Below are 23,352 nucleotides of genomic sequence, written 5' to 3'. Positions count from 1 at the left end.
CTGGGTCGCTTCACCGGGCAGGTGCGCTGCTGTAGGCCGCCGTCAAGGCTTGCAGGTGGGCTTGCAATTCGCTGCTGGCCATATAGGGGGTCAGCAAACCCAACACATGTCTGGCACCCCGTGTTAACGCCAGGCCGGCACTGGCGGGCTCCATGGCCTGGCGTGGATTGCGCACATATTCATAGCTGAGCCAATACGTCACCATCACCGACAGGCTGGCCGACAGGGTTTCAATGCTGTCCGGGTCGATGCGCATGAGACCTGCTGCTGCCAATGATTCCAGCATCAGCCGAAACGCATGGGTTTTGCGCTCCAGCACGGCGTGGAAGTGGGTTTCCAGATGGCGGTTGCCTGACAGCAGATTGTTCAGATCGCGGTACAGAAAACGGTAATTCCAGATTTGCTCGAAAAGCGAGTGCAGGAAAAACCAGGCATCCTCCACATCCTGCACATCGGGCGCAGCATCCAGCAGGCCCAGTATGGCGACCTCGTATTGGTCGAACAACTGGTTGACCAGCGCATCCTTCGAGGGGTAGTGGTAATACAGGTTGCCGGGGCTGATGCTCAGCTCGGCAGAAATCAGCGTGGTCGAGACGTTGGGCTCACCGAAGCGGTTGAACAGCTCCAGTGTGACCTCGGCAATGCGTAAGGCCGTGCGGCGGGGGGCTTTCTTGGCCATGTCGAGCGCAGGAAAATGGAGCGCCGATTATTTTTTGGGCTGGCGTGTGGCGGCAGGCGAAGCGCGCTTTGCAGCAGCTTGGCGAGTGGGGGCTTTCTTGGTAGCAGGTTTGGCCGCCGTGGGGGCCGGGGAACCATTTCTTTGCAGCGCTTCGAGCTGCTCAATGCGCGCCGTCAGCATCTGCATGTCCAGCAATGTGGGCATACCCAAGCGGTGCAGCGCTTTGGCCACTCGGTCTTCAAACAGGTGTTCGAGCTTGTCGACGCGCCCCGACGCGTGTTGGCCAAAGTCGGCGGCCATGTGGGTCAGGCGTTCGGTGGCTTCTTGCAGGCGTTGCTGGGCTTCGGCCTGACTTTTGCGTTGCAGGGCCAGGCCATCATTGACCAGGGCCTCAATGGCTTTGCTGCCTTGCTCCTGGGCTTTGGCCATGGCGCCCAAACCGGCAAGCCAGATGTTGTGGGCCGATTGCCCGCTCATGTCGGGGGCATTGGCTGACTGAGCAGTTGAGGTGTCGGGTGTTTTGCCTTGCGACTTGGCCATGGTGAACTTCCTCCAGAAGGCCTCACTTTAACCGGTCGGCTTCCGCAAAGCTTTTAAAATCATGAAAAAAACGAGGGCAGCATCCCGCTGCGCCGACAACCTGAAACACCCCATGACCCTTCTCGTCACCGGCGCAGCCGGATTCATCGGCGCCAATTTTGTGCTGGACTGGCTGACGCTCAGCCAGGAAACCGTCATCAACCTCGACAAACTCACCTACGCGGGCAATCTGGAAACTTTGTCCAGCCTGCAAGGCGATGCGCGTCATATCTTTGTTCAGGGTGACATTGGCGACGCCGCCCTGGTCAGCCGCTTGCTGGCCGAGCACCAGCCCCGCGCTGTGGTCAACTTTGCCGCCGAAAGCCATGTGGACCGCTCCATCCATGGCCCGGGTGACTTCATCGAGACCAACATCGTGGGCACCTTCAGGCTGCTGGAATCGGTGCGTGGGTATTGGTCGTCTTTGCCCGAGGCGCAGAAGTCAGCTTTCCGCTTTTTGCACGTCTCCACCGACGAGGTCTATGGCTCGCTGAGCAAAGACGATCCGGCCTTTGCCGAGACCCACCGTTACGAACCCAACAGCCCCTACAGCGCGAGCAAGGCCGCGTCGGACCACCTGGTGCGCGCCTGGTACCACACCTATGGACTGCCGGTGCTGACCACCAATTGCTCCAACAACTACGGCCCCTACCACTTCCCGGAAAAACTCATCCCGCTCATGATCGTCAACGCCCTGGCAGGCAAGCCGCTGCCGGTGTACGGCGACGGCATGCAGATCCGTGACTGGCTCTACGTCAAGGACCACTGCAGCGCGATTCGCCGCGTGCTCGAGGCCGGTCGTCTGGGCGAGACCTACAACGTGGGTGGCTGGAACGAAAAGCCCAACATCGACATCGTCAACACCGTGTGCAAGCTGCTGGACGAGCTGCGCCCCAAGGCGGATGGCACAAGTTACGCCGGCCAGATCACCTACGTGACCGACCGTCCGGGTCACGACCGCCGCTACGCGATCGATGCGCGCAAGCTCGAAGCCGAATTGGGCTGGAAACCTGACGAAACCTTCGAGACCGGCATCCGCAAAACGGTCGAGTGGTACCTGGCCAATCCACAGTGGGTCAGCAATGTGCAAAGTGGCGCGTACCGCGACTGGGTCCAAAAACAGTACCAAGCCTCATGAAAATCCTGTTGCTTGGAAAAAATGGCCAAGTCGGCTGGGAGTTGCAGCGCAGCCTGGCCCCCTTGGGTGAAGTGCTGGCGCTGGACCGCCACAGCACCGAGTTTTATGGTGACCTGAGCCACCCCGAGCGCCTGGCGCAAACCGTGCGCAACTGGCGACCCGACGTGATCGTCAATGCCGCCGCCCACACAGCGGTCGACAAAGCCGAGTCCGAGCCCGAGCTGGCCCGCTGCCTCAACGCCACCGCCCCCGCAGCGCTGGCGCAGGCCGCAGCCGAAATCGGTGCCTGGTTGGTGCATTACTCAACCGACTACGTGTTCAACGGCCAGGGCGATAAAGCCTGGCAAGAGACAGACGCCACAGCGCCCCTGAGCGTGTATGGCCAGACCAAGCTCGAAGGCGAACAGGCCATTGCCGCCAGCGGCTGCAAGCACTTGATTTTTCGCACCAGCTGGGTCTATGCCGCTCGCGGTGGGAATTTTGCCAAAACCATGTTGCGACTGGCAGCCGAGCGTGAGCGCCTGACCGTCATCGAAGACCAGCATGGCGCGCCCACCGGGGCCGACATGATTGCCGATGTGACCGCGCATGCCGTGCGTCAGGCGATGCAGACTCAGGACGCAACGCTCAGCGGTATCTACCACCTCGTGGCTTCAGGCGAGACCAGCTGGCACGGCTATGCCAGCCATGTGGTCGGGCAGGCCCGAAAGCTCAAACCAGACCATCCCCTGAAAGTGACCGAGATTGCGCCCGTGCCCACGACTGCATTCCCAACTCCGGCGCAGCGTCCGTTGAACTCGCGTCTGAACACGCAAAAACTGCAGCACACCTTTGGTTTGGTGCTGACGCCCTGGCAGCAAGGGGTGGACCGCATGCTGGCTGAAATCCTCTGAAGCCCGCAAAGCTTGCTGCACAATCACTTGCAAATTCCTCTCCTTTTGAAACCACGTTTCGCACCATGACCGACACCATTGCTGCTGCCACCGTCTCACCTCACGACCAAGCCCAGATCCTGGCGCAGGCCATGCCCTACATCCGCAAGTTCCACGGCAAGACGTTGGTCATCAAATACGGCGGCAACGCCATGACCGACCCGGCCCTGCAGCAAGCCTTTGCCGAAGACGTGGTGCTGCTCAAACTCGTGGGCATGAACCCGGTGGTGGTGCACGGCGGCGGCCCGCAAATTGAAAACGCTCTGAGCCGTTTGGGCAAAAAAGGCGAGTTTGTGCAAGGCATGCGCGTGACCGACGCCGAGACCATGGAAGTGGTCGAGTGGGTGCTGGGCGGCGAAGTGCAGCAAGACATCGTGGGCATGATCAACCGCGCAGGTGGCAAAGCCGTGGGCCTCACGGGCCGCGACGGCGCCATGATCCGCGCCCAGAAGCTGCGCTTGATCGACGCACAAGACCCGAGCAAAGAGCTGGACGTGGGCCAGGTGGGTGACATCGTGAGCATCGACCCGTCCATCCTCAAGGCCCTGCAAGACGACGCTTTCATCCCGGTGGTGAGCCCCATCGGCTTTGGCGAAAACAACGAGAGCTACAACATTAACGCCGATGTGGTGGCCGCCAAGCTGGCCACTGTGCTGCAGGCCGAGAAGCTGTTGATGTTGACCAACATCCGTGGCGTGCTCGACAAAGAGGGCAACTTGCTCACCGAGCTGACGCCCAACCGCATCGACGAGCTGTGCGCCGACGGCACCATCAGCGGCGGCATGATCCCCAAAATCGCAGGCGCTCTCGATGCGGCCAAGAGCGGCGTCAATGCCGTGCACATCATCGACGGCCGCGTGCCCCACGCCATGCTGCTGGAGGTTTTGTCCGAGCAAGCCTTTGGCACCATGATCAAGAGCCGCTGAGTCGTTAAAAAAGTAAAAAAATGGGGGAGCACATGTCCGATTTAGAAGAAACCAGCGACGCCGCAGAGGCACCAGCCCGCAAACGCCCACGCCCCGGTGAGCGGCGTTTGCAGATTCTGCAAACCTTGGCCGCCATGCTGGAGCAGCCCGGCGCCGAGCGCGTGACCACCGCTTCATTGGCTGCCAAGATCGGTGTGAGCGAAGCGGCCCTGTACCGGCACTTTGCCAGCAAGGCCCAGATGTTTGAAGGCCTGATCGACTTTATCGACCAGTCGGTGGTCGGCCTGATCCGACAGGTCACCGACCGCGAAGCCGCGGGCCCCAACCAGGCCGCACGCATCGTGGCGCTGCTGCTGCAGTTTGCCGAAAAGAACCCCGGCATGTGCCGCGTCATGACCGGCGACGCGCTGGTGCTGGAGCACGAACGCCTGCAAGAGCGCATCAACTTGCTGTTTGACAAGATTGAGGCGCAGCTGCGTCAGTCGCTGCGCGAAGCCAATGCAGCATCAGCCACACCCACGGTGGACAGCCAGGTGCAGGCCTCAGTGCTGGTGGCCTTCATGCAAGGTCGCTTGCAGCGCTTTGTGCGCTCGGGCTTCAAACGCCTGCCGTCAGAGCATTTGCAGGCGGCGATGGGGCGGGTGCTTTAACGGGCGTGGCCCTTGCATCGCCATACTTGTGCTGCGGTCCACTTTGGACAAATAGACACGCCTGGCGTTCATGTTGCTTATGTTGCGGGTAACAAAGAATGCGTCTGACTGATGCAGGTTGAACAAGCGTGCAAAGTCCAGATAGCACCGATCCACGATGTGGTAAGCCCCAAGCGCAAGTCCCAGCATCAGGATGTCCAGAACATTGACCTCGTGCATCTTGCCATCACTGATATGGATGAACGCAGGAATAGCGCCGCGCAAATCCAGCAAGGTGTGCCACTTGACCGCAGCCTTGGTTTTGCGAAAAGCAGCCCAATCGAACAGGCTCAAGCAAAGATAGAAGGATGGTGGCATCCAGTGCGTCAACCGTGTTCTTCAGATTGAGTCCCAAGTCCTCGTCCAGTCATAACTTTCGGGCACGCCGACTCAAAACGGCGGGCAAATCGGCCCTAATGCGCCAGACGTGCGACTCGGTAGTATTGGCGAGAGCAGATCGGTGCGCGCTGAGCCGAAACCCCATGACGCACAGCTTGCGCAAGTGCCTGACTCGACCTGCAATGGGCGATGCTGTTCTTATGTCGATCGGTACTCCCAGAGCAAGCCGGTGTCCGAACAAATACCACCGTCGATGCCTCTGAGCACGAGAAGCCATAGGCACTGCAACGCATGGTGCCCCAGCTGGGCACAAAGGAGGGGCGAGTGCTTTATGGCCTGCGCAAGCAAAAAGTCGAGATCTTGTTTGGCATCATCAAGCCTGTGATGGGCTGGCGCCAAATGAGCATGCGCGTACTGGACAATGCCCAAGGTGAATGGAGCGGGGTGACCATGGAGAGGTACATCAAGCGTATTCACCTGCTGATATCGGTATCAGGGGGTAGGCGTTGGCCAAACAAGCTTGAATCGGGCCGACAATTGCTCAGAGAGGGCGTCTATTGACTCGAAAGCCATCGACCCAGCAAAAATGAAAGCGCAAGCGATTAAAAAATGGATCTGTCGCAAATTCAGGCTTCTTCTGGGTTCAAGTCCCATGGACTGCTAGCAGGCTGCCGAAATACTCATCGCTTCAGACGATGAATCTTGCCCCAGAGTCGCATTTGCCCTACTTTGTATTCGCATTTTGAAAAATCGGGTCATTTGGTTCTTCCACATCCTGTTTCGCGGGGCACTACGGTTGTGACCAAGTACTCGCCCTGCGTACATATGTTTGAGTAGAAGGGCTCGATATACCGGGCCCTTCTGATTTGCAAAATTGAGAAAATTTGCAGGAGATTCTGAGAACCTGCAGCATCAAATATCAATATTCCCCGCCCGCAGCGCGTTGGCCTCGATGAAGTTGCGGCGTGGCTCGACCTCGTCGCCCATGAGCATGGTGAAGACGCGGTCGGCTTCGATGGCGTCGTCGATTTGCACGCGCAGCAGTCGGCGCACGGTGGGGTCCATGGTGGTTTCCCACAGTTGGGCGGGGTTCATCTCGCCCAGACCCTTGTAGCGCTGGCGGCTGGTGGTGCGCTCGGCTTCGCTGATGAGCCAATGCATGGCCTGGCGGAAGTCGCCCACTTTTTCTTCTTTTTGACGCTCGCCTTCGCCTCGGGTGGCTTTGGCGCCTTCGCTGAGCAACCCGCGGAAGGTGTCGGCGGCTTCAGCCAGTGCGGCGTAGTCGGCGCCGCGCACAAAGTCTTGGGTGATGATGCTGCTCTTGATGTTGCCGTGATGGCGGCGGCTGATGCGCAGGATGGGTTTGTCGGTGCGCACGTCAAACTCGGCGGCCACTTCAGCCGGGATGCCGGTGGTGTTGAGTTCACGTAATTTGGCTTGCAATGCAGGCGCGCAGGCGGCCGCCGTTTCGAGGGTGTCGAGGTTGATCGACACGCCATCGGCCATCGCGCGCAGGGCTTCGGCGTCCATGAAGTTGGAGAGGCGTCCAATGACGGCTTCGGCGACCTGGTGTTTTTGCGCCAAGGCTTGCAAGGTGTCGCCCTGCAACACTTGGGCGTTGTCACCCCCCGTGCTGATGCTGGCGTCTTTCAAGGCGATGCGCAGCAGGAAACCGTCGAGGGCCGGGCCGTCTTTGAGGTACAGCTCTTCTTTGCCAGCCTTGACTTTGTAGAGCGGTGGCTGGGCAATGTAGATGTGACCGCGTTCGACCAGCTCGGGCATCTGACGGTAAAAGAACGTGAGCAGCAAAGTGCGGATGTGCGCGCCGTCCACGTCGGCGTCGGTCATGATGATGATGCGGTGGTAACGCAGCTTGTCGGGGTTGAAGTCGTCGGTGCCGCTCTTGCCGGAGTCGGCGGCCACTTTGCCAATGCCAGTACCCAGGGCGGTGATGAGCGTGATGATTTCGTTGCTGGTCAGCAGCTTTTCGTAGCGGGCTTTTTCGACGTTCAGGATTTTGCCGCGCAGGGGCAGGATGGCCTGGAATTTGCGGTCGCGGCCTTGCTTGGCCGAGCCACCGGCGGAGTCGCCCTCGACGATGTAGATTTCGCACAGGGCCGGGTCTTTTTCCTGGCAGTCGGCCAATTTGCCGGGCAGGCCCATGCCGTCGAGCACGCCTTTGCGGCGGGTCATTTCGCGGGCTTTCCGGGCGGCTTCGCGGGCGCGGGCGGCTTCCACAATCTTGCCGCAGATGATCTTGGCGTCGTTGGGGCGCTCTTCCAGGTAGTCGGTCAGGGCTTTGGCCACGATGTCTTCGACCGGGGCACGCACTTCGCTGGACACCAGTTTGTCTTTGGTCTGGCTGCTGAACTTGGGCTCGGGCACCTTAACGCTCAGCACGCAGCACAGGCCTTCGCGCATGTCGTCGCCACTGACTTCGACTTTTTGCTTTTTGGCGATCTCGTTTTTCTCGATGTACTTGGCGATCACGCGGGTCATCGCTGCGCGCAGGCCCGTGAGGTGGGTGCCGCCGTCACGCTGGGGGATGTTGTTGGTGAAGCAGAGCACCGATTCGTTGTAGCCGTCGTTCCACTGCATGGCCACTTCAACGCCGATGCTGGTGCCGGGGATGCCGCCGTAGCTGTCAGCCGGGCGCTCGCCATTGGCATGGAAGGCCGTGGGGTGCAGCACTTTTTTGTTGGCGTTGATGAAGTCCACAAAACCCTTGACGCCACCGGCGCCCGAGAAGTCGTCTTCCTTGCCGCTGCGCTCGTCTTTGAGGCGAATGCGCACGCCGTTGTTGAGGAAGGACAGTTCACGCAGGCGCTTGGCCAGGATCTCGTAGTGGAAGTCGTTGTTCTGCGTGAAGATGTCGGTGTCGGGCAGGAAGTGGACTTCGGTGCCGCGCTTGTCGGTGGCACCCGTGACGCGCATGGGCGAGACTTCAACGCCATTGACCGTTTCGAGCAGGCGGTTTTGCACAAAGCCGCGTGCAAATTCGATTTCATGCACTTTGCCTTCGCGACGCACCGTCAGGCGTAAAAATTTGCTCAAGGCGTTGACGCAAGACACGCCCACGCCGTGCAGGCCGCCCGAGACCTTGTAGCTGTTTTGGTTGAACTTGCCGCCTGCGTGCAGCTCGGTCAACGCGATTTCTGAGGCACTGCGCTTGGGCTCGTGCTTGTCGTCCATCTTCACGCCCGTGGGGATGCCGCGGCCGTTGTCGGTGACGCTGATCGAGTTGTCCGAGTGAATGGTGACGACGATGTCGTCGCAATGACCGGCCAGTGCTTCGTCAATCGAGTTGTCCACCACCTCAAAGACCAGGTGGTGCAGACCGGTGCCGTCGGATGTGTCGCCGATGTACATGCCCGGGCGTTTGCGCACGGCTTCCAGGCCTTCCAGGATTTGGATAGCGCCTTCGCCATAGCCTTCGGATGCACCCGCCTGATGGGCGTCGATCTTGGGCTGCGCGGTGGTGAATGCGTCTTCGCTGGGGTTGATGTCGTCGGTCATGGTCTGTTTTCTCTGTCGCTTGAATGGCCGAAACCCGCGAGAGGTCGCGGGTTTCGATAAGGTCTATCGCCTGGGGGCGCGGGCCTCAAATGCGCATCGGCATCACCACATATTTGAAGTTGTCGTTCTCGGGGATCGTGATCAGCGCCGAGCTGTTGGCATCGGCCAGATCAATGCGCACCATATCCTGGCTCATGTTGCCCAGCACGTCGATGATGTAGGTCACGTTGAAACCGATCTCGATACTGTCTCCGCTGTAGTCGATGTCGAGTTCGTCCACAGCTTCTTCTTGTTCGGCGTTGGTCGACGCCACACGCAGGCTGCCGGGGTCGAGGTTCAGTCGCACGCCTTTGAACTTGTCGCTGGTCAGAATGGCCGTGCGCTGCAAGCAAGACAGCAGGGCTTGGCGGCCCAGGGTCATGTTGTTGCTATGGCCCTTGGGGATGACGCGGTTGTAGTCGGGGAACTTGCCCTCAACCAGCTTGGTCACGAACTCCATGCCGTCAAAGCTGAACTTGGCCTGGTTGTTGGCAAATTGCATCTCGATGGCGCCATCGGCGTCTGACAACAAACGCTGCAGCTCGAGCACGGTCTTGCGGGGCAGGATGACTTCTTGTTTGGTGGGCACTTCGACGTCGAGCGTGGCGGCGGTGAAAGCCAGGCGGTGACCGTCTGTAGCGACCAGGCTCAGGCGGTTGCCTTCGGCCACAAACAGAATGCCGTTCAAGTAATAACGGATGTCGTGCACGGCCATGGCAAACGAAACCTGACCGAGCAGTTGCTTGAGGGTTTTTTGCGGCACGCTGAACACGGGTCCAAAACTGGCGGCCTCTTGCACCAGAGGGAAGTCTTCGGCGGGCAAAGTCTGCAAGGTGAACTTGGACTTGCCGCCCTTCAAGATCAGCTTGGCTTGCGATGATTCGAGGCTCACCGTCTGGTCGGCAGGCATGGTGCGCAGGATGTCGATGAGCTTGCGGGCGCCCACCGTGGTGGTGAAGTCGCCGGGGTCACCGTCCATCTCGGTCGTGGTGCGGATCTGGATTTCGAGGTCGCTGGTGGTCAGCTGCACGGCGTGGCCGGTTTTGCGAATCAGCACGTTGGCCAACACGGGCAAGGTGTGACGACGCTCCACAATGCCGGACACGGATTGCAGGACCGACAGCAATTTGTCTTGGGTGGCCTTCAGAACGATCATTTGTCTACCTTTGATGGTTTTTCAAGCACTTCGCCCACAAGGGCTAGGTGAGATGGGCAACAGCATACATTTTCGCTGTTTTTTGCCCCTAAAACGGCCTGTATGCAGGCCAAATGTCTGAAATCCGGGCATGGACGCCGACTCATTGCCGATTAACCCTTCAAGGTCTGCTCCAGCACGTGCAATTGCTGGTTCAGCTCTGTCATTTGCTGGCGCTCGGCGCTGATCTTGCGGACCGCGTGCAAAACGGTGGTGTGGTCACGGCCGCCAAACAATTCGCCAATTTCGGGCAAGCTCTTTTGCGTCATTTCCTTGGCCAGGTACATGGCAATCTGGCGCGGACGGGCAATGCTGGCCGGGCGCTTTTTGCTGTACATGTCCGCGACCTTGATCTTGTAGTAGTCGGCCACGGTCTTCTGGATGTTTTCGACGCTGATCTGACGGTTTTGGATGGACAACAAGTCGCGCAAGGCGTCGCGGGCCAACTGGATGGAGATTTCTTTCTGGTTAAAACGCGAATAGGCCAGGATTTTGCGCAGCGCGCCTTCGAGCTCGCGCACGTTGGAGCGCACGTTTTTGGCCACGAAAAACGCCACCTCTTCGGGCATTTCACTGCCTTCGCTGATCGCTTTGTTGATCAAAATGGCCACGCGCATTTCCAGCTCGGGCGGCTCCATGGCCACCGTCAGGCCCGAATCGAAGCGCGAAACCAGACGCTCATGGATGTCGGCCAGACCCTTGGGATAGGTGTCGCTGGTCATCACGATGTGGGACTTTTTGGCCAACAAGGCTTCGAACGCGTTGAAGAATTCTTCTTGCGTGCGGTCCTTGTTGGCAAAGAATTGCACATCGTCGATCAAGAGCAAATCGAGCGAGTGGTAGTGGTGCTTGAACTCGTCAAAAGTCTTGCGCTGGTAGGCTTTAACCACATCCGACACAAACTGTTCTGCGTGGATGTAGAGAACCTTGGATTCAGGGCGGTCGGCCAGCAGTTTGTTGCCGATGGCGTGCATCAGGTGGGTCTTGCCCAAGCCAACGCCGCCGTAGATGAAAAGTGGGTTGTACAGGTGCCCCGGTGAGCCCGCCACATGCATGGCCGCAGCACGCGCCATCCGGTTGGCTGTACCCTCAACCAGGGTGTCGAATGTCAGGGCAGTGTTCAATCGACTACGGAAGGTGTTGGCCACCGGCTCGTCAGGCACTTCGATGACTTCAGGTGCACTCTCCATCGATGATGGAGTGGACAAGCGCGCAATCTTGGCGGGGCCTTCGCGCGGAGTAATCGCTAACTCAACTTGAACCGGATGTCCTTGCAGGCGCTCCAGCATGGCGGACAGGCGTCCCGCATATTGAGCCCGAATCCAGTCCAGTTTGAAGCGGTTGGCAACGTACACCGTCAATCGCAATTGGTCTTCGGAAACCTGCGCACTCAGGGGTTTGATCCAGGTGTTGAACTGCTGCTCCGGCAGCTCTCGGGACAGCTCGTCCATGCAAGCCTGCCACAAAGATTGGCCAGCATCCATCTGTAATTGTGGGGAAAGTCCCTCGGGCATGTTGTATTTGTTTTATTGTGGACAGTGATAGGCTGGAACGGCGGGAAAAACTGATTTATCAAGAGCTTATCCACATGCCGAATCGGTACGGGAGGGCGATCATAAACCACATCCGGATATTTTTGGGGAACACTTCCGGAAAGCCTTTAACGCCATGAATTTGCCGTCAGTCAGAAAATTTGCGATAATCTTGGGTTTCGCCCAACGCAGCTTATGGCATTGGGCTCTAAGGAAGAGTTATGAAACGCACCTACCAACCATCCAAGACACGTCGCGCCCGTACCCACGGCTTTCTGGTTCGCATGAAAACCCGTGGTGGCCGTGCCGTGATCAACGCACGCCGCGCCAAGGGCCGCAAGCGTCTGGCTGTCTAATGTCCGCGCAACCGTCTGGCAGTGACCTGATGTCGCTGTGGGCGGTTGATGCTGGGGCCAGGCCACCGTGCAGCGTCTAAAAACACGCCCACAATTTCAGGCCACCCTGGCTGGCGGCACAGTCTCGCGTACGGCGCACTTTGCGCTGCATCGCCTGAACCTGGCTGCAACGACAGACATCCCTTTGGCACAAGCCGATCAAGTCGGGCCTGCACCCTCACCGGAGCAGGCCCTTTTTGACTTGCCTGATGTCTGGCTGGGCGCCATGGTGCCCAAACGCTGGGCGCGCAGAGCCGTTACACGCAATGCCATCAAGCGCCAGATCTACACCGTGAGCCATCGTTTTGGTGAGCAGTTGCCATTGGCCGCGCATGTGGTGCGCTTGCGCTCGGGCTTTGACCGCAAACAATTCATCAGCGCCACATCCGAGCCGTTGAAGCTGGCTGTGCGTCTGGAGCTTGAGCAGCTGTTTGAGCGTGCCATTCACCCCAAAGGCCAGGCATGATCCAGCGCCTCTTGATGTCCATTGTGCGTGGCTACCGGTTGTTCCTGAGTCCATGGCTGGGTTCTGCCTGCCGGTTTGAGCCCACCTGTTCGGTGTATGCCTTGCAGGCACTGGAGCGTCATGGCGCTGCGGCAGGCAGTTACTTGACGCTGCACCGACTCATGCGCTGCAACCCCTGGTGCACAGGTGGTCACGACCCCATTCCAGAACAGGCACCGCGCCTGTTCACGGCTTTGTTTTCCCCTACTTCGTCAAAGAAGACCTCATGAACGATATCCGTCGCACCATCCTTTGGGTGATTTTTGGCTTCTCCATGGTCCTGCTGTGGGACCAATGGCAGGTCTACAACGGCCACAAAGCCACCTTCTTCCCCAAGCCAGGCGCCACGACCACTGCGCCCGCCCCCACAGCAGCCGCCAGCGACGTGCCTGCTGCATCCCAGGCAGCTGTGGCTACACCGGGTCAAGTGCCTGGTGGCGCCAACACTGCACCTGCGGTGGCCAGTGAAAAAATCGAAGTGAGCACCGATGTGCTCAAACTCAGCTTCGACACCGAAGGCGGCACACTCACCCGCAGCGAGTTCACCAAGCACAACGATCTGGAGGATGCCAGCAAGCCGTTTGTCTTGCTCGACCAAAGCCCTGCACGCGTTTACACCGCTCAAACCGGCCTGATCGGCGGCAACTTCCCCACCCACAAGAGCGTCATGCGTTTTTCGGGTGAGAAAAGCCTGAAAGACGGTCAAAACGAATTGACCCTGCGCTTCGAGTCCGATGTGCAAAACGGCGTTAAGCTGGTCAAGACCTACACCTTGCAGCGCAGCAGCTACGCCATTGGCGTGAAACACGAAGTCATCAATACCGGCACCGCCGCTGTGTCGCCTCAGCTGTACCTGCAACTGGTGCGTGACGGCAACAAGCCTGCGGGCGAATCGTCTTTCTACTCGACTTTTACCGGCCCGGCCATTTACACCGAAGCCAAGAAGTACCACAAGGTTGAATTCAGCGACATTGAAAAAAACAAGGCCGAAATCGACAAAACTTCGACCAATGGTTATGTGGCCATGGTGCAGCACTACTTTGCTTCGGCTTGGTTGCTGGGTGATGGCATCAGCCGCGAAAACTTCGTGCGCAAGGTGGACGCCAATTTGTATGCCGTGGGCATGATCACCCCCGTGGCCGATGTGGCTCCCGGCCAGTCCAAAACTGTGAGCTCGCAATTGTTTGTGGGCCCCCAAGAAGAAAAAGTCCTCGAATCATTGGCCCCCGGCCTGGACTTGCTGAAAGACTACGGCTGGTTGGCCATGTTGGCCAAGCCTTTGTACTGGTTGCTCGACAAGCTGTTTGGCTTCATCCACAACTGGGGCTGGTCGATTGTGGCGCTGGTGTTGTTGCTCAAGATCGCTTTCTACTGGCTCAATGCCAAGGCTTACTCGAGCATGGCCAAGATGAAAGCGATCAACCCCAAGATCATGGAAATGCGCGAACGCCTCAAAGGCGATCCGCAAAAAATGCAGCAGGAGATGATGAAGATCTACCGTGAGGAAAAGGTCAACCCCATGGGCGGCTGCTTCCCGATCATGATCCAGATTCCCGTGTTCATCGCGCTGTACTGGGTGTTGCTGTCCACCGTCGAGATGCGCAACGCGCCTTGGGTGGGCTGGATCCACGACTTGTCGGCACCTGACCCGTTCTTCATTTTGCCCGTCGTGATGACGCTGACCACCTTGCTGCAGACGGCACTCAACCCCGCGCCGCCAGACCCGATGCAAGCCAAGATGATGTGGATCATGCCGCTGGTGTTCAGCGTGATGTTCTTCTTCTTTCCTTCGGGCCTGGTGCTGTACTGGATCACCAACAACATCTTGTCGATTGCGCAGCAGTGGATCATCAACACCCGCATGGGCGTGCCACCACAGTTCAATCTGCCTAAGTTCAAGTAAGCACAATCGTTGCTGATGGGGCCGCGCAAGCGGCCCTTTTTGTTTGAGGACACGCCCCATGCTCGCCCGCCATCAGGAACCCATCGTTGCCATTGCCACCGCCCCTGGCAGAGGGGCTGTGGGCATCGTGCGCGTGTCGGGTCGCAACCTGTCCTTACTGATTCAGGCGCTGTGCGGGCGCAGCCTCAAACCACGCGAAGCGACTTACCTGCCTTTTGCGGATGCCGACGGCAGTCCAATCGACCATGGCCTGGCGCTGCACTTTGTCGCGCCGCATTCCTTCACCGGTGAAGACGTGCTGGAGCTGCAGGCCCATGGCGGCCCGGTGGTATTGCAACTGTTGGTGGCGCGCTGCCTGCAGGCGGCGGCCGAAATCGACCCCGCCACCGGCCAGCCGTGCCTGGGAGGTTTGCGCGTGGCGCAGCCGGGTGAATTTTCCGAGCGGGCCTTTTTGAATGACAAGATCGATCTGGCTCAGGCCGAAGCCATTGCCGACCTGATCGACGCGAGCACCGAAGCCGCGGCCCGCAGTGCCAGCCGCTCGTTGGCAGGCGACTTTTCCAAAAAAATTCACCAGTTGCGTGACGCCCTGATCCACCTGCGCATGCTGGTAGAGGCCACGCTGGATTTCCCAGAAGAAGAAATCGACATCCTGCAAAAAGCCGATGCACAAGGGCAATTGACACGTCTGCAATCGGCCTTGGCGACCGTGCTGGGCAAGGCCAAGCAAGGCGCGCTGCTGCGCGAAGGCATCAAGGTGGTGATTGCAGGCCAGCCCAATGCCGGCAAAAGCTCACTGCTCAATGCGCTGGCCGGAGCCGAGCTGGCCATCGTCACGCCCATTGCGGGCACCACCCGAGACGTGGTGCAGCAGACCATCCAGATCGAAGGCGTGCCGCTGCATGTGATCGACACCGCCGGTCTGCGTGAAGGCGAGGGCGTGGACGAGGTCGAACAAATCGGCATTGCCCGCGCTTGGGGGCAAATTGAAAACGCCGATGCTGTGCTGTTTCTGCATGACCTGACTCGTGTCGGCCAGGCCGATTACGACCAAGCCGATGCCGCCATCGCCACCGCGTTGCAAAGCCGTCTGCCCGCCAGTGTGGCGGTGATCGACGTGTGGAACAAAGCCGATGCTGCCAAAACATCGGAAGAGCGGACCGGCTTGACCCTGTCGGCCCGCACCGGAGAAGGCTTGCAAGACCTGCGCCAGCAGCTGTTGCAACAGGCGGGTTGGCAACAAGCCAACGAAGGCCTGTTCATCGCGCGCGAACGCCATGTGCAGGCGCTGCACCGTGTGCGTGAACATTTGGAGATGGCCGATGCCCACCTGGCCGCACAAGCCCAAAACCTGGATCTGCTGGCCGAAGAACTGCGCCAGGGGCAAAACGCCCTGAACGAGATCACTGGCGAGTTCAGCGCCGACGATTTGCTGGGGGTGATTTTTTCGAGTTTCTGCATCGGCAAATGAGCAGGTGCATCGATTCGCCCCATCTTCCATGTCGGAGCTGAAGCTGCCGACCTGCAAATCAAAGCGTTGGTCGTCCCGTAGGTCGGCGGTCGAAGTCGCCGACGTGCAGCCTGCACAAGGCACCCTCAAAAGGTCGCGTCAGAGACTGATGGGAGCGCGCATCCGGCACAAGATGGCGTTTTAGCCGCACGTGACCGCCATGACCGCCGACCCCCAACCCTCCCTCAGCCCCGAGCAGGATGCCTATTTGCGCGGCCGATCCGACTGGATGGGGGCATATCTGGTGCTGCATGCCTGGGGCGTGATCGCGCTGGCCATGGCGTTGTTCATCGCTTGGCCCCATCCTTTGAGCTTTGTCATCGCCGTGGTCATCATTGGCGGCAGGCAATTGGGGCTGGCCATTTTGATGCACGATGCGGCACACCGTGCCCTGTTCAAGAACACGCGGCTCAACGACACCCTGGGGACCTTTTTGTGCGGCTGGCCGGTGGGGGCCAGCTTGTCGCTGTATCGACCTTACCACCTGAGCCACCACCGCCATACGCAGCAAAAAGATGACCCGGACCTGATCTTGTCTGCGCCGTTTCCAATCAGCAAAGGCAGCTTCTGGCGCAAGATGCGGCGTGACATTTTTGGGGTCACAGGTTACCAAAGGCGCATGGAGTTTTTCCGCATGGAGATGGGGGATGACCCCAGCCGCCTGCAGCGTTGGAAGAACCTGTTTCAGGCCGAAAAATATTTCGTCTTGAGCAACCTGCTCATCTTCGGCATCACCGCTGCTGCCGGTGTGTGGTGGGCTTACTTTGCCTTGTGGCTGCTGCCCTTGCTGACCTGGTACCAGGTGATCAGCCGCATCCGCAACATCGCCGAGCATGCAGTGGTGGGCAACAACGACGACCGATTGCGCAACACCCGCACCACACTGACGAATTGGGGCATGCGCATGGTCTTGGCGCCGTATTGGGTCAACTATCACCTGGAACACCACCTGTTTGTCTTCACGCCTTGTTGGAAGCTGCCTGTGGCGCATCGCCTGTTGATCGAACAAGGTTTTGGCCTGCGCATGGAGCTTGCGCCGGGTTATCTGGCCGTGCTGCGCAAAGCGGTGTCCAACCCGCACGACGATACCCATCATGGCACCCCTGACGATCAACGCAAGCGTGCACAACTGATCTGATTTCCCCACATTCAAAGGATTGAACATGGCACATCGACTTAACCAGCAAGTGGCCATCGTCACCGGCGCCAGCCGTGGCATCGGCCGAGCGATTGCCGAGGCCTACGCCGCCGAAGGAGCCACCCTGTGCCTGATCGCCACCGACACGGCGCGTCTGCAGGAGGTCAAGGATGGCTTGGGCTTGCCTGCCGAGCGCATCATGACCTTGGACCTGAACGTGACCGAGCGTGATGCCTGCTTTGCTGCGGTGGCCCAGGTCGAAGAGCGCTTTGGACGCGTTGATGTGCTGGTCAACAACGCCGGGGTGTACAGGGCAAAAGCTTTCCTCGACTATGCGCCGCAGGACTTTCAGGACATGCTCGATGTGAACCTGTTTGGCGTGCTGCACTTCATGCAGGCTTGCCTGCCCGGCATGCAGGCGCGCCGACACGGGCGGATTGTCAACATGGCCTCCACCGCAGGCAAATGGGGATCACGCAACCAAAGTGCCTACAACGTGAGCAAACATGCGGTCGTGGGTCTGACACGCTGCGTGGCACTGGAAGCCAGCCCGCACAACGTGACGGTCAATGCAATTTGCCCCGGTTTTATCCAGACAGACATGGTCGAGGAACTCAAGGCTCAGGTGTCACACAGTTCAGGCTTGACCGGCGAAGACATGGTCAAGGCCGCTCTGACTCGGGTGCCGCTCGGCAGAATTCTCAATCCCTCGGAGATCGCGGGCTTGGCGGTGTACTTGGGATCGGCCGAATCCAGTGGCATGACTGGCCAGAGCATCCATGTGGACGGCGGCATGGTGATGAGCTGAACACCACATTTTTCTCACACTGAATGTGAATTTTTTTCGACACAGACGCTTGAGAGACAAGTCCCCGGGATAACCACTACAGCAGACGCCTTGAGCAGAACCCAGAATAGCCACCTGCATTGCAACATTCATGCATGCATGGTCCATCACGGGAACCCTGTTCACACGTCATGTCAAAAGATTTCATTCTCGAAACCCGCGAGCTCGTCAAAGAGTTCAAGGGGTTTGTCGCCGTCAATGGCGTCAACCTGGGCGTTCAACGCGGGCAAATCCATGCCTTGATCGGACCCAACGGCGCAGGCAAAACCACCGTGTTCAACTTGCTGACCAAGTTCCTGATCCCCACACGTGGGCAGATCCTGTTCAACGGTCAGGACATCACCGCTGAAAAGCCTGCTCAAGTGGCACGCCGCGGCTTGGTGCGCTCGTTCCAGATTTCGGCCACTTTCCCCAACCTCACGGTGATGGAGAACGTGCGCATCGCCTTGCAACGCAACACCGGCATGTCCATGCATTTCTGGCGCTCCGAGCGCGTGCTTGACCAGCTCAACGACAAAGCCATGGCTTTGCTCGACGAGGTGGACCTGGGCGGTATGGCCGACCTGACGGCGGTGGAGCTGCCCTATGGCCGCAAGCGCGCCCTGGAGATCGCCACCACGCTGGCCATGAACCCCGAGCTGATGCTGCTGGACGAGCCCACGCAGGGCATGGGCCACGAAGACGTGGACCGCGTGACGCAGCTGATCAAGAAAGTCGGTGCCAACCGCACCATCCTGATGGTGGAGCACAACATGAACGTGGTCTCGAGCATTGCCGACACCATCAGCGTGTTGCAACGCGGTCAAGTCATCGCAGAAGGACCTTACGAAGTGGTGTCTCAAAACCCCCAAGTGTTGGAAGCCTACATGGGCACAGTTGCGACCGAGTTGGAGGGGGCCCATGGCTGATTCCGACGAATTCCTGCGCATCAGCAATCTTCACGCCTGGTACGGCGAGTCGCACATCCTGCACGGCGTGGACCTCACGGTCCACAAAGGCGAAGTGGTCACGCTGCTGGGCCGCAACGGCGCGGGCCGCACCACCACCGTCAAGTCCATTGTGGGCCTGGTGGGCAAGCGCACAGGCTCCATCACCATCAATGGCCGCGAGTCGATCGACATGGCGCCGCACAACATCGCCAAGCTCGGCATCGGTTACTGCCCGGAAGAGCGCGGTATCTTTGCCTCGCTCAGCTGCGAAGAAAACCTGCTGCTGCCTCCGGTGATTGCGGGCGGCGGCATGCCCATCGATGAAATTTACGAGATGTTCCCGAACTTGCTCGAACGCAAGAACAGCCCGGGCACCCGCCTGTCAGGTGGCGAGCAGCAGATGCTGGCCGTTGGCCGCATCCTGCGCACAGGCGCCAAGCTCTTGCTGCTCGACGAAATCTCCGAAGGACTGGCCCCTGTGATCGTGCAGGCACTGGCCCGCATGATCCTCTCGCTCAAGGCCAAAGGCTTCACCATCATCATGGTCGAGCAGAACTTCCGTTTTGCCGCACCGCTGGCTGACCGCTTCTACGTCATGGAACACGGGCGCATCATCGAAGGCTTTGCCGCCAGCGAGCTGCAGGCCAAGATGTCCATGCTGCACGAATACCTCGGCGTCTGATTCATTTTCTTTTTTCCACTGACTTTCACAGGAGACATCACCATGAAACGCAAACTTCTTGCAACAGCCGCACTGGCGGCATGCGCATTGGCAGCCACGGCGCAAGCCCAGGTCTCTGACAACCTCGTCAAGATCGGTGTGCTCAGCGACATGTCCGGCCCCTACGCCGACATCGGCGGCCCCGGCTCCGTGGTCGCGGCCAAGATGGCGGTTGAGGACTACATCAAGGCCACCAAGAGCACACTCAAAGTGGAAGTCGTCAGCGCCGACCACCAGAACAAACCGGACATCGGCTCCAACATCGCCCGCCAGTGGTACGACACCGACAAGGTCGACATGATCACCGACGTGCCCACATCATCGGTGGGTCTGGCCATTGCCCAGATCACCAAAGACAAGAACAAAGCCCACGTGAACACTGGCTCGGCCACAGCTGACCTGACGGGCAAAGCCTGCAACGCCAACGTGGTGCACTACCTTTACGACACCTGGATGCTGGCCAACGGCACCGGCAAAGCCATTGTGAAAAACGGTGGAACCAGCTGGTACTTCTTGACCGCCGACTACGCTTTCGGTCACGCCCTGGAGCGTGACACCGAAGCTGTGGTGACCAAGAACGGCGGCAAAGTGGTGGGCAAGGTCCGCACGCCTTTCCCAACGCAAGACTTCTCTTCTTTCCTGCTGCAAGCGCAAGCTTCCAAGGCCAAGATCATCGGCCTGGCCAACGCCGGTGCAGACACCATCAACTCGATCAAGCAAGCGTCGGAGTTTGGCATTGTCAAGGGTGGCCAGAACCTCGCGGGTATGCTGGTGTTCCTGCCCGACGTGCACGCGCTGGGCCTGGACAAAGCTCAAGGCCTGCTGTTGACCGAAACCTTCTACTGGGACCTGAACGACAACACCCGTGCCTGGTCCAAGCGTTTCGCAGCCCTGCATGGCGGCAAAATGCCATCTTCTGACCATGCAGGCGTTTACGCTGGCGTGATCCATTACCTGAAGGCCGTGGATGCTGCCAAGACCGATGATGGCGGCAAAGTGGTGGCCAAAATGAAGGAACTGCCGACCGACGACGTGTTGTTCGGCAAAGGCTCCATCCGCGCTGACGGTCGCAAGATCCACCCTGCTTACCTGTTTGAAGTCAAGAAGCCTTCGGAATCCAAAGGTCCTTACGACTACTACAAGGTCGCCGCCACCATCCCTGCCAACGAAGCCTTCCGCCCTCTGAACGAAGGCGATTGCCCTCTGGTCAAGAAGTAATCCACCCCCTGTTCACGCAAGCCTGAAATCACCATGGAAATCTTTGGCATTCCCTCTCAAGCGCTCTTCGGGCAGCTGCTGATCGGACTCATCAACGGGTCCTTTTATGCACTGCTTTCATTGGGCCTGGCCGTGATTTTCGGCTTGCTGAACATCATCAACTTCTCACACGGCGCCCAGTACATGCTGGGTGCATTTGTGGCCTATCTGGGCCTCAACAAACTGGGCGTCAACTACTGGGTGGCGCTGGTGCTGACACCTTTCATCGTGGGCGCCAGCGGTGTGCTGATCGAGCGCACCATGCTCAAACAACTCTACAAGCTCGACCACCTCTATGGTCTGCTGCTCACTTTCGGTCTGGCGCTGATCATTCAGGGCTTGTTCCGCAACGAATTCGGATCTTCTGGCATGCCTTATCCGGTGCCTGAAGTCTTCCAGGGCGCGTTCAACACCGGCTTCATGTTCCTGCCCAAATACAGGGCCTGGGTCATCGTCGCGTCTTTGGTGGTGTGCCTGTCCACCTGGTACGTGATTGAGCGCACCAAACTCGGCGGTTACCTGCGCGCCGCCACCGAAAACCCGAGCCTTGTCCAGGCGTTTGGCATCAACGTGCCGCGCATGATCACGCTGACCTACGGCTTTGGCGTGGGCCTGGCCGCACTTGCTGGCGTGATGGCCGCGCCCATTTACCAAGTGAACCCCACCATGGGCGCCGACCTGATCATCGTGGTGTTTGCCGTGGTGGTGGTGGGTGGCATGGGCTCCATCATGGGCGCCATCCTGACGGGCTTTGGCCTGGGCCTGATCGAAGGCCTGACCAAGGTGTTCTACCCCGAAGCGTCCAACGTGGTCATTTTCGTGATCATGACCATCGTCCTGCTCATCAAGCCCGCCGGTCTGTTCGGCACTCAGAAGTAACACCATGTCCAACGCGATTTCTGCCTCTGTATCGGCCAAATCCTCCAAGCACCTGTGGGTGGCGTTTGCCATCATGACCGCCATCTTGGCCATCGCCCCGATTTGGGTGTACCCCGTGTTCTTGATGAAGGTGATGTGTTTCGCCTTGTTTGCGAGCGCCTTCAACCTGCTGCTGGGCTTTGGTGGCTTGCTGTCTTTTGGCCACGCCATGTTCATGGGTTCGGCCGGTTATGTCGCCGCCTACTCGGCCAAGTCCTGGGGGCTCAACCCCGAGCTGTGCGTGCTGCTGGGCACCGTGTCCTCGGCCACCTTGGCGTTGGTGGTGGGCCTGTTGGCCATCCGCCGCCAGGGCATCTACTTTGCGATGATCACACTGGCGCTGGCCCAGATGGTGTTCTTCTTCTGCTTGCAAGTCCCGTTCACCGGTGGCGAGGACGGCATCCAGGCCGTGCCACGTGGCAAGTTGTTCGGCTTGGTGGACCTCGAAAACAACGTCAACATGTACATCTTCGTGTTGACGATTTTTCTCTTGGGCTTCTTGCTGATTTGGCGTGTGATCCACTCGCCCTTTGGCCAGATCCTCAAGGCGATCCGCGAGCATCCCGACCGCGCCACGTCCTTGGGTTATGACACCGACACCTTCAAGCTGCTGGCCTTTGTGATTTCGGGTGCTCTGGCCGGTACGGCAGGCGGCACCAAGGCGCTGGTGTTCCAGCTGGCGTCGCTCACCGATGTGCACTGGTCCATGTCGGGTGAGGTGGTGCTGATGACGCTCGTGGGTGGCATGGGCACTTTGTTTGGTCCGTTGATCGGCGCTGCCGTGATCATCAGCATGGAAAACTACCTGGCCCATCTGGGCGCATGGGTCACCATCATTCAGGGTGTGATTTTCGTGATCTGCGTGCTGGCCTTCCGTCGCGGCATCATTGGGGAGATCGCCAACTGGATCAAGAAGCCGCTGTGAGGCCAGCACTCTGATCAGTGTTTCAACACCAACAAAAAACCGCTCTTTTGAGCGGTTTTTTGTTGGCAGGGGAGCCCTTCAACGCATGAATTGCTTCACGTAATCCGCCCCCAAACCCACCGCCTCAAAGTGGGCGCGATATTTCTCGATGCGGGTGAACACATCGTCATAGCCGGTGGCGTTGCCTTGCGTGTCTACGTACATCAGCGCGCCATGCACCGTGAACATCGTCACCATGTCCTGGCAATCGTCGGGCACCACCAAGGTGTGGGTCTCGCCCGGGGGTTCAAACACATAACTGCCTTCTTCAGCCACCCAATCGTGCTCCAGGTACAACCATTTGCCGCGCAGCACATGGGCATGCACCATGCCGGAATGGCGGTGGCGTTGCAGCAGGCCCGAGCGCTTGACTTTGAGCAGGTGCACGTAAAAGCCACTCGTCACGTTCAGGTGCAAGGGTCGCGACCAGATGCCGGGCGCGACTGGAGCCCATAAGCGCTCGTCTTCGGTCTGCACGTCGTGCACCACCATGTCGGGGGCCATGCCCCAAGGTTGGGGTTTGGCGTAGGGCACGCGGTCGTCCTTGAGCGCGGGGTGAGTTGTCATGGGTGTCATGAGGACTTTCAGTCAATCAGAGCGACACAGCATAAAAGCGGCTGCTCTGACTGTCTGCATTGTCGGTGACAGTGCGTCGATGGTTGCAGTCACAACGCAAGCCTGCGCACAAGTCACCATGTCGG

Annotated in this window: 22 protein-coding genes and 2 pseudogenes; 17 read left to right on the top strand and 7 right to left on the bottom strand. The window is 59.2% G+C overall.

Going from position 1 to position 23,352, the window contains the following annotated elements:
• Positions 1-10 precede the first annotated feature (10 nt).
• Complete coding sequence (locus tag B9Z51_RS16225; RefSeq protein WP_108376214.1) at positions 11-679, bottom strand: TetR/AcrR family transcriptional regulator; 669 nt, start codon at positions 677-679, stop codon at positions 11-13.
• Positions 680-706: 27 nt separating this feature from the next.
• Complete coding sequence (locus B9Z51_RS16220) at positions 707-1,219, bottom strand: phasin family protein (protein WP_108376213.1); 513 nt, start codon at positions 1,217-1,219, stop codon at positions 707-709.
• A 112-nt stretch (positions 1,220-1,331) separates the two neighbouring features.
• Here B9Z51_RS16220 and rfbB point away from each other — a divergent pair, with 112 nt between their 5' ends.
• The 4 genes from rfbB to slmA all read left to right on the top strand — a co-directional run bounded on the left by rfbB (position 1,332) and on the right by slmA (position 4,904).
• Entirely contained in the window at positions 1,332-2,396 is a 1,065-nt protein-coding gene (gene rfbB, locus B9Z51_RS16215) for a dTDP-glucose 4,6-dehydratase (RefSeq protein WP_108376354.1), read from the top strand.
• The gene (rfbD, locus tag B9Z51_RS16210) at positions 2,393-3,289 is read left to right on the top strand and encodes a dTDP-4-dehydrorhamnose reductase (protein ID WP_108376212.1); all 897 of its coding nucleotides are present in this window, start codon (positions 2,393-2,395) and stop codon (positions 3,287-3,289) included. The genes rfbB and rfbD overlap by 4 nt, the downstream gene beginning before the upstream one ends.
• A 65-nt stretch (positions 3,290-3,354) precedes the next feature.
• Positions 3,355-4,254, top strand: coding sequence for an acetylglutamate kinase (argB, locus tag B9Z51_RS16205; protein WP_108376211.1), 900 nt, complete (start codon positions 3,355-3,357; stop codon positions 4,252-4,254).
• Positions 4,255-4,286: 32 nt separating this feature from the next.
• Positions 4,287-4,904 carry a nucleoid occlusion factor SlmA gene (gene slmA, locus B9Z51_RS16200; protein ID WP_233255007.1) on the top strand — a complete coding sequence of 206 codons (618 nt, stop codon included), beginning with the start codon at positions 4,287-4,289 and terminating at the stop codon, positions 4,902-4,904.
• Between the two features lie 9 nt (positions 4,905-4,913).
• Here slmA and B9Z51_RS19090 read toward each other — a convergent pair.
• Positions 4,914-5,439, bottom strand: a pseudogene (locus B9Z51_RS19090) (transposase); the annotation flags it as partial.
• A 140-nt stretch (positions 5,440-5,579) separates the two neighbouring features.
• On the opposite strand from B9Z51_RS19090, the pseudogene B9Z51_RS16190 reads away from it, so the two are divergent.
• Positions 5,580-5,765: pseudogene (locus B9Z51_RS16190) on the top strand (IS5/IS1182 family transposase); the annotation flags it as partial.
• A 429-nt stretch (positions 5,766-6,194) separates the two neighbouring features.
• On the opposite strand, the gene gyrB reads toward B9Z51_RS16190, so the two are convergent.
• From gyrB to dnaA, 3 genes are all read right to left on the bottom strand, one after another.
• Positions 6,195-8,798, bottom strand: a complete 2,604-nt coding sequence (gyrB, locus tag B9Z51_RS16185; protein WP_108376208.1) for a DNA topoisomerase (ATP-hydrolyzing) subunit B — start codon at positions 8,796-8,798, stop codon at positions 6,195-6,197.
• An 85-nt stretch (positions 8,799-8,883) separates the two neighbouring features.
• Positions 8,884-9,993, bottom strand: coding sequence for a DNA polymerase III subunit beta (dnaN, locus tag B9Z51_RS16180; RefSeq protein WP_108376207.1), 1,110 nt, complete (start codon positions 9,991-9,993; stop codon positions 8,884-8,886).
• Between the two features lie 152 nt (positions 9,994-10,145).
• Positions 10,146-11,516 (bottom strand): chromosomal replication initiator protein DnaA, encoded by a 1,371-nt coding sequence (gene dnaA / locus B9Z51_RS16175; protein ID WP_108376206.1) that lies wholly within the window; start codon positions 11,514-11,516, stop codon positions 10,146-10,148.
• Between the two features lie 269 nt (positions 11,517-11,785).
• Here dnaA and rpmH point away from each other — a divergent pair, with 269 nt between their 5' ends.
• The 12 genes from rpmH (at position 11,786) to B9Z51_RS16115 (ending at position 22,612) form a co-directional block, all read left to right on the top strand.
• Positions 11,786-11,920, top strand: coding sequence for a 50S ribosomal protein L34 (rpmH, locus tag B9Z51_RS16170; RefSeq protein WP_005798102.1), 135 nt, complete (start codon positions 11,786-11,788; stop codon positions 11,918-11,920).
• Between the two features lie 67 nt (positions 11,921-11,987).
• Positions 11,988-12,425: a ribonuclease P protein component gene (locus tag B9Z51_RS16165; RefSeq protein WP_108376205.1), complete on the top strand. Its 438-nt coding sequence runs from the start codon at positions 11,988-11,990 to the stop codon at positions 12,423-12,425.
• Positions 12,422-12,694 carry a membrane protein insertion efficiency factor YidD gene (gene yidD / locus B9Z51_RS16160; RefSeq protein ID WP_108376204.1) on the top strand — a complete coding sequence of 91 codons (273 nt, stop codon included), beginning with the start codon at positions 12,422-12,424 and terminating at the stop codon, positions 12,692-12,694. Before B9Z51_RS16165 ends, yidD begins: the two co-directional genes overlap by 4 nt.
• Entirely contained in the window at positions 12,691-14,367 is a 1,677-nt protein-coding gene (gene yidC / locus B9Z51_RS16155; protein WP_108376203.1) for a membrane protein insertase YidC, read from the top strand. Before yidD ends, yidC begins: the two co-directional genes overlap by 4 nt.
• A 58-nt stretch (positions 14,368-14,425) precedes the next feature.
• Positions 14,426-15,838 (top strand): tRNA uridine-5-carboxymethylaminomethyl(34) synthesis GTPase MnmE, encoded by a 1,413-nt coding sequence (mnmE, locus tag B9Z51_RS16150; protein ID WP_108376202.1) that lies wholly within the window; start codon positions 14,426-14,428, stop codon positions 15,836-15,838.
• A gap of 199 nt (positions 15,839-16,037) precedes the next feature.
• The gene (locus B9Z51_RS16145) at positions 16,038-17,015 is read left to right on the top strand and encodes a fatty acid desaturase family protein (protein WP_108376201.1); all 978 of its coding nucleotides are present in this window, start codon (positions 16,038-16,040) and stop codon (positions 17,013-17,015) included.
• 25 nt (positions 17,016-17,040) lie between these two features.
• Positions 17,041-17,823 (top strand): SDR family NAD(P)-dependent oxidoreductase, encoded by a 783-nt coding sequence (locus B9Z51_RS16140; protein ID WP_108376200.1) that lies wholly within the window; start codon positions 17,041-17,043, stop codon positions 17,821-17,823.
• Positions 17,824-17,993: 170 nt separating this feature from the next.
• Positions 17,994-18,770 (top strand): ABC transporter ATP-binding protein, encoded by a 777-nt coding sequence (locus B9Z51_RS16135; RefSeq protein ID WP_108376199.1) that lies wholly within the window; start codon positions 17,994-17,996, stop codon positions 18,768-18,770.
• A complete protein-coding gene (locus B9Z51_RS16130; protein ID WP_108376198.1) occupies positions 18,763-19,473 on the top strand; it encodes an ABC transporter ATP-binding protein in 711 nt (236 codons plus the stop codon). Before B9Z51_RS16135 ends, B9Z51_RS16130 begins: the two co-directional genes overlap by 8 nt.
• A gap of 42 nt (positions 19,474-19,515) precedes the next feature.
• A complete protein-coding gene (locus tag B9Z51_RS16125; protein ID WP_108376197.1) occupies positions 19,516-20,730 on the top strand; it encodes an ABC transporter substrate-binding protein in 1,215 nt (404 codons plus the stop codon).
• A gap of 33 nt (positions 20,731-20,763) precedes the next feature.
• Positions 20,764-21,648, top strand: coding sequence for a branched-chain amino acid ABC transporter permease (locus B9Z51_RS16120; protein ID WP_108285445.1), 885 nt, complete (start codon positions 20,764-20,766; stop codon positions 21,646-21,648).
• Between the two features lie 4 nt (positions 21,649-21,652).
• Complete coding sequence (locus tag B9Z51_RS16115; protein WP_108376196.1) at positions 21,653-22,612, top strand: branched-chain amino acid ABC transporter permease; 960 nt, start codon at positions 21,653-21,655, stop codon at positions 22,610-22,612.
• Positions 22,613-22,690: 78 nt separating this feature from the next.
• Here the strand turns inward: B9Z51_RS16115 and B9Z51_RS16110 are convergent, their stop codons facing one another.
• Positions 22,691-23,218, bottom strand: a complete 528-nt coding sequence (locus tag B9Z51_RS16110) for a 2,4'-dihydroxyacetophenone dioxygenase family protein (protein ID WP_233255006.1) — start codon at positions 23,216-23,218, stop codon at positions 22,691-22,693.
• Positions 23,219-23,352 lie beyond the last annotated feature (134 nt).

The organism is Limnohabitans sp. T6-5, assembly GCF_003063315.1.
Lineage (GTDB): Bacteria > Pseudomonadota > Gammaproteobacteria > Burkholderiales > Burkholderiaceae_C > Limnohabitans_A.
This window is presented reverse-complemented; position numbering and strand designations above follow the sequence as displayed.

Coding starts and splice junctions, on each gene's coding strand:
- B9Z51_RS16220 (WP_108376213.1), bottom strand. CDS start 1,219: ATGGCCAAGTCGCAAGGCAAAACACCCGACACCTCAACTGCTCAGTCA.
- B9Z51_RS16110 (WP_233255006.1), bottom strand. CDS start 23,218: ATGACAACTCACCCCGCGCTCAAGGACGACCGCGTGCCCTACGCCAAA.
- B9Z51_RS16140 (WP_108376200.1), top strand. CDS start 17,041: ATGGCACATCGACTTAACCAGCAAGTGGCCATCGTCACCGGCGCCAGC.
- B9Z51_RS16135 (WP_108376199.1), top strand. CDS start 17,994: ATGTCAAAAGATTTCATTCTCGAAACCCGCGAGCTCGTCAAAGAGTTC.
- B9Z51_RS16120 (WP_108285445.1), top strand. CDS start 20,764: ATGGAAATCTTTGGCATTCCCTCTCAAGCGCTCTTCGGGCAGCTGCTG.
- dnaA (WP_108376206.1), bottom strand. CDS start 11,516: ATGGATGCTGGCCAATCTTTGTGGCAGGCTTGCATGGACGAGCTGTCC.
- B9Z51_RS16145 (WP_108376201.1), top strand. CDS start 16,038: ATGACCGCCGACCCCCAACCCTCCCTCAGCCCCGAGCAGGATGCCTAT.
- argB (WP_108376211.1), top strand. CDS start 3,355: ATGACCGACACCATTGCTGCTGCCACCGTCTCACCTCACGACCAAGCC.
- B9Z51_RS16130 (WP_108376198.1), top strand. CDS start 18,763: ATGGCTGATTCCGACGAATTCCTGCGCATCAGCAATCTTCACGCCTGG.
- B9Z51_RS16225 (WP_108376214.1), bottom strand. CDS start 679: ATGGCCAAGAAAGCCCCCCGCCGCACGGCCTTACGCATTGCCGAGGTC.
- mnmE (WP_108376202.1), top strand. CDS start 14,426: ATGCTCGCCCGCCATCAGGAACCCATCGTTGCCATTGCCACCGCCCCT.
- yidC (WP_108376203.1), top strand. CDS start 12,691: ATGAACGATATCCGTCGCACCATCCTTTGGGTGATTTTTGGCTTCTCC.
- B9Z51_RS16115 (WP_108376196.1), top strand. CDS start 21,653: ATGTCCAACGCGATTTCTGCCTCTGTATCGGCCAAATCCTCCAAGCAC.
- yidD (WP_108376204.1), top strand. CDS start 12,422: ATGATCCAGCGCCTCTTGATGTCCATTGTGCGTGGCTACCGGTTGTTC.
- rpmH (WP_005798102.1), top strand. CDS start 11,786: ATGAAACGCACCTACCAACCATCCAAGACACGTCGCGCCCGTACCCAC.
- B9Z51_RS16125 (WP_108376197.1), top strand. CDS start 19,516: ATGAAACGCAAACTTCTTGCAACAGCCGCACTGGCGGCATGCGCATTG.
- dnaN (WP_108376207.1), bottom strand. CDS start 9,993: ATGATCGTTCTGAAGGCCACCCAAGACAAATTGCTGTCGGTCCTGCAA.
- rfbB (WP_108376354.1), top strand. CDS start 1,332: ATGACCCTTCTCGTCACCGGCGCAGCCGGATTCATCGGCGCCAATTTT.
- gyrB (WP_108376208.1), bottom strand. CDS start 8,798: ATGACCGACGACATCAACCCCAGCGAAGACGCATTCACCACCGCGCAG.
- rfbD (WP_108376212.1), top strand. CDS start 2,393: ATGAAAATCCTGTTGCTTGGAAAAAATGGCCAAGTCGGCTGGGAGTTG.
- slmA (WP_233255007.1), top strand. CDS start 4,287: ATGTCCGATTTAGAAGAAACCAGCGACGCCGCAGAGGCACCAGCCCGC.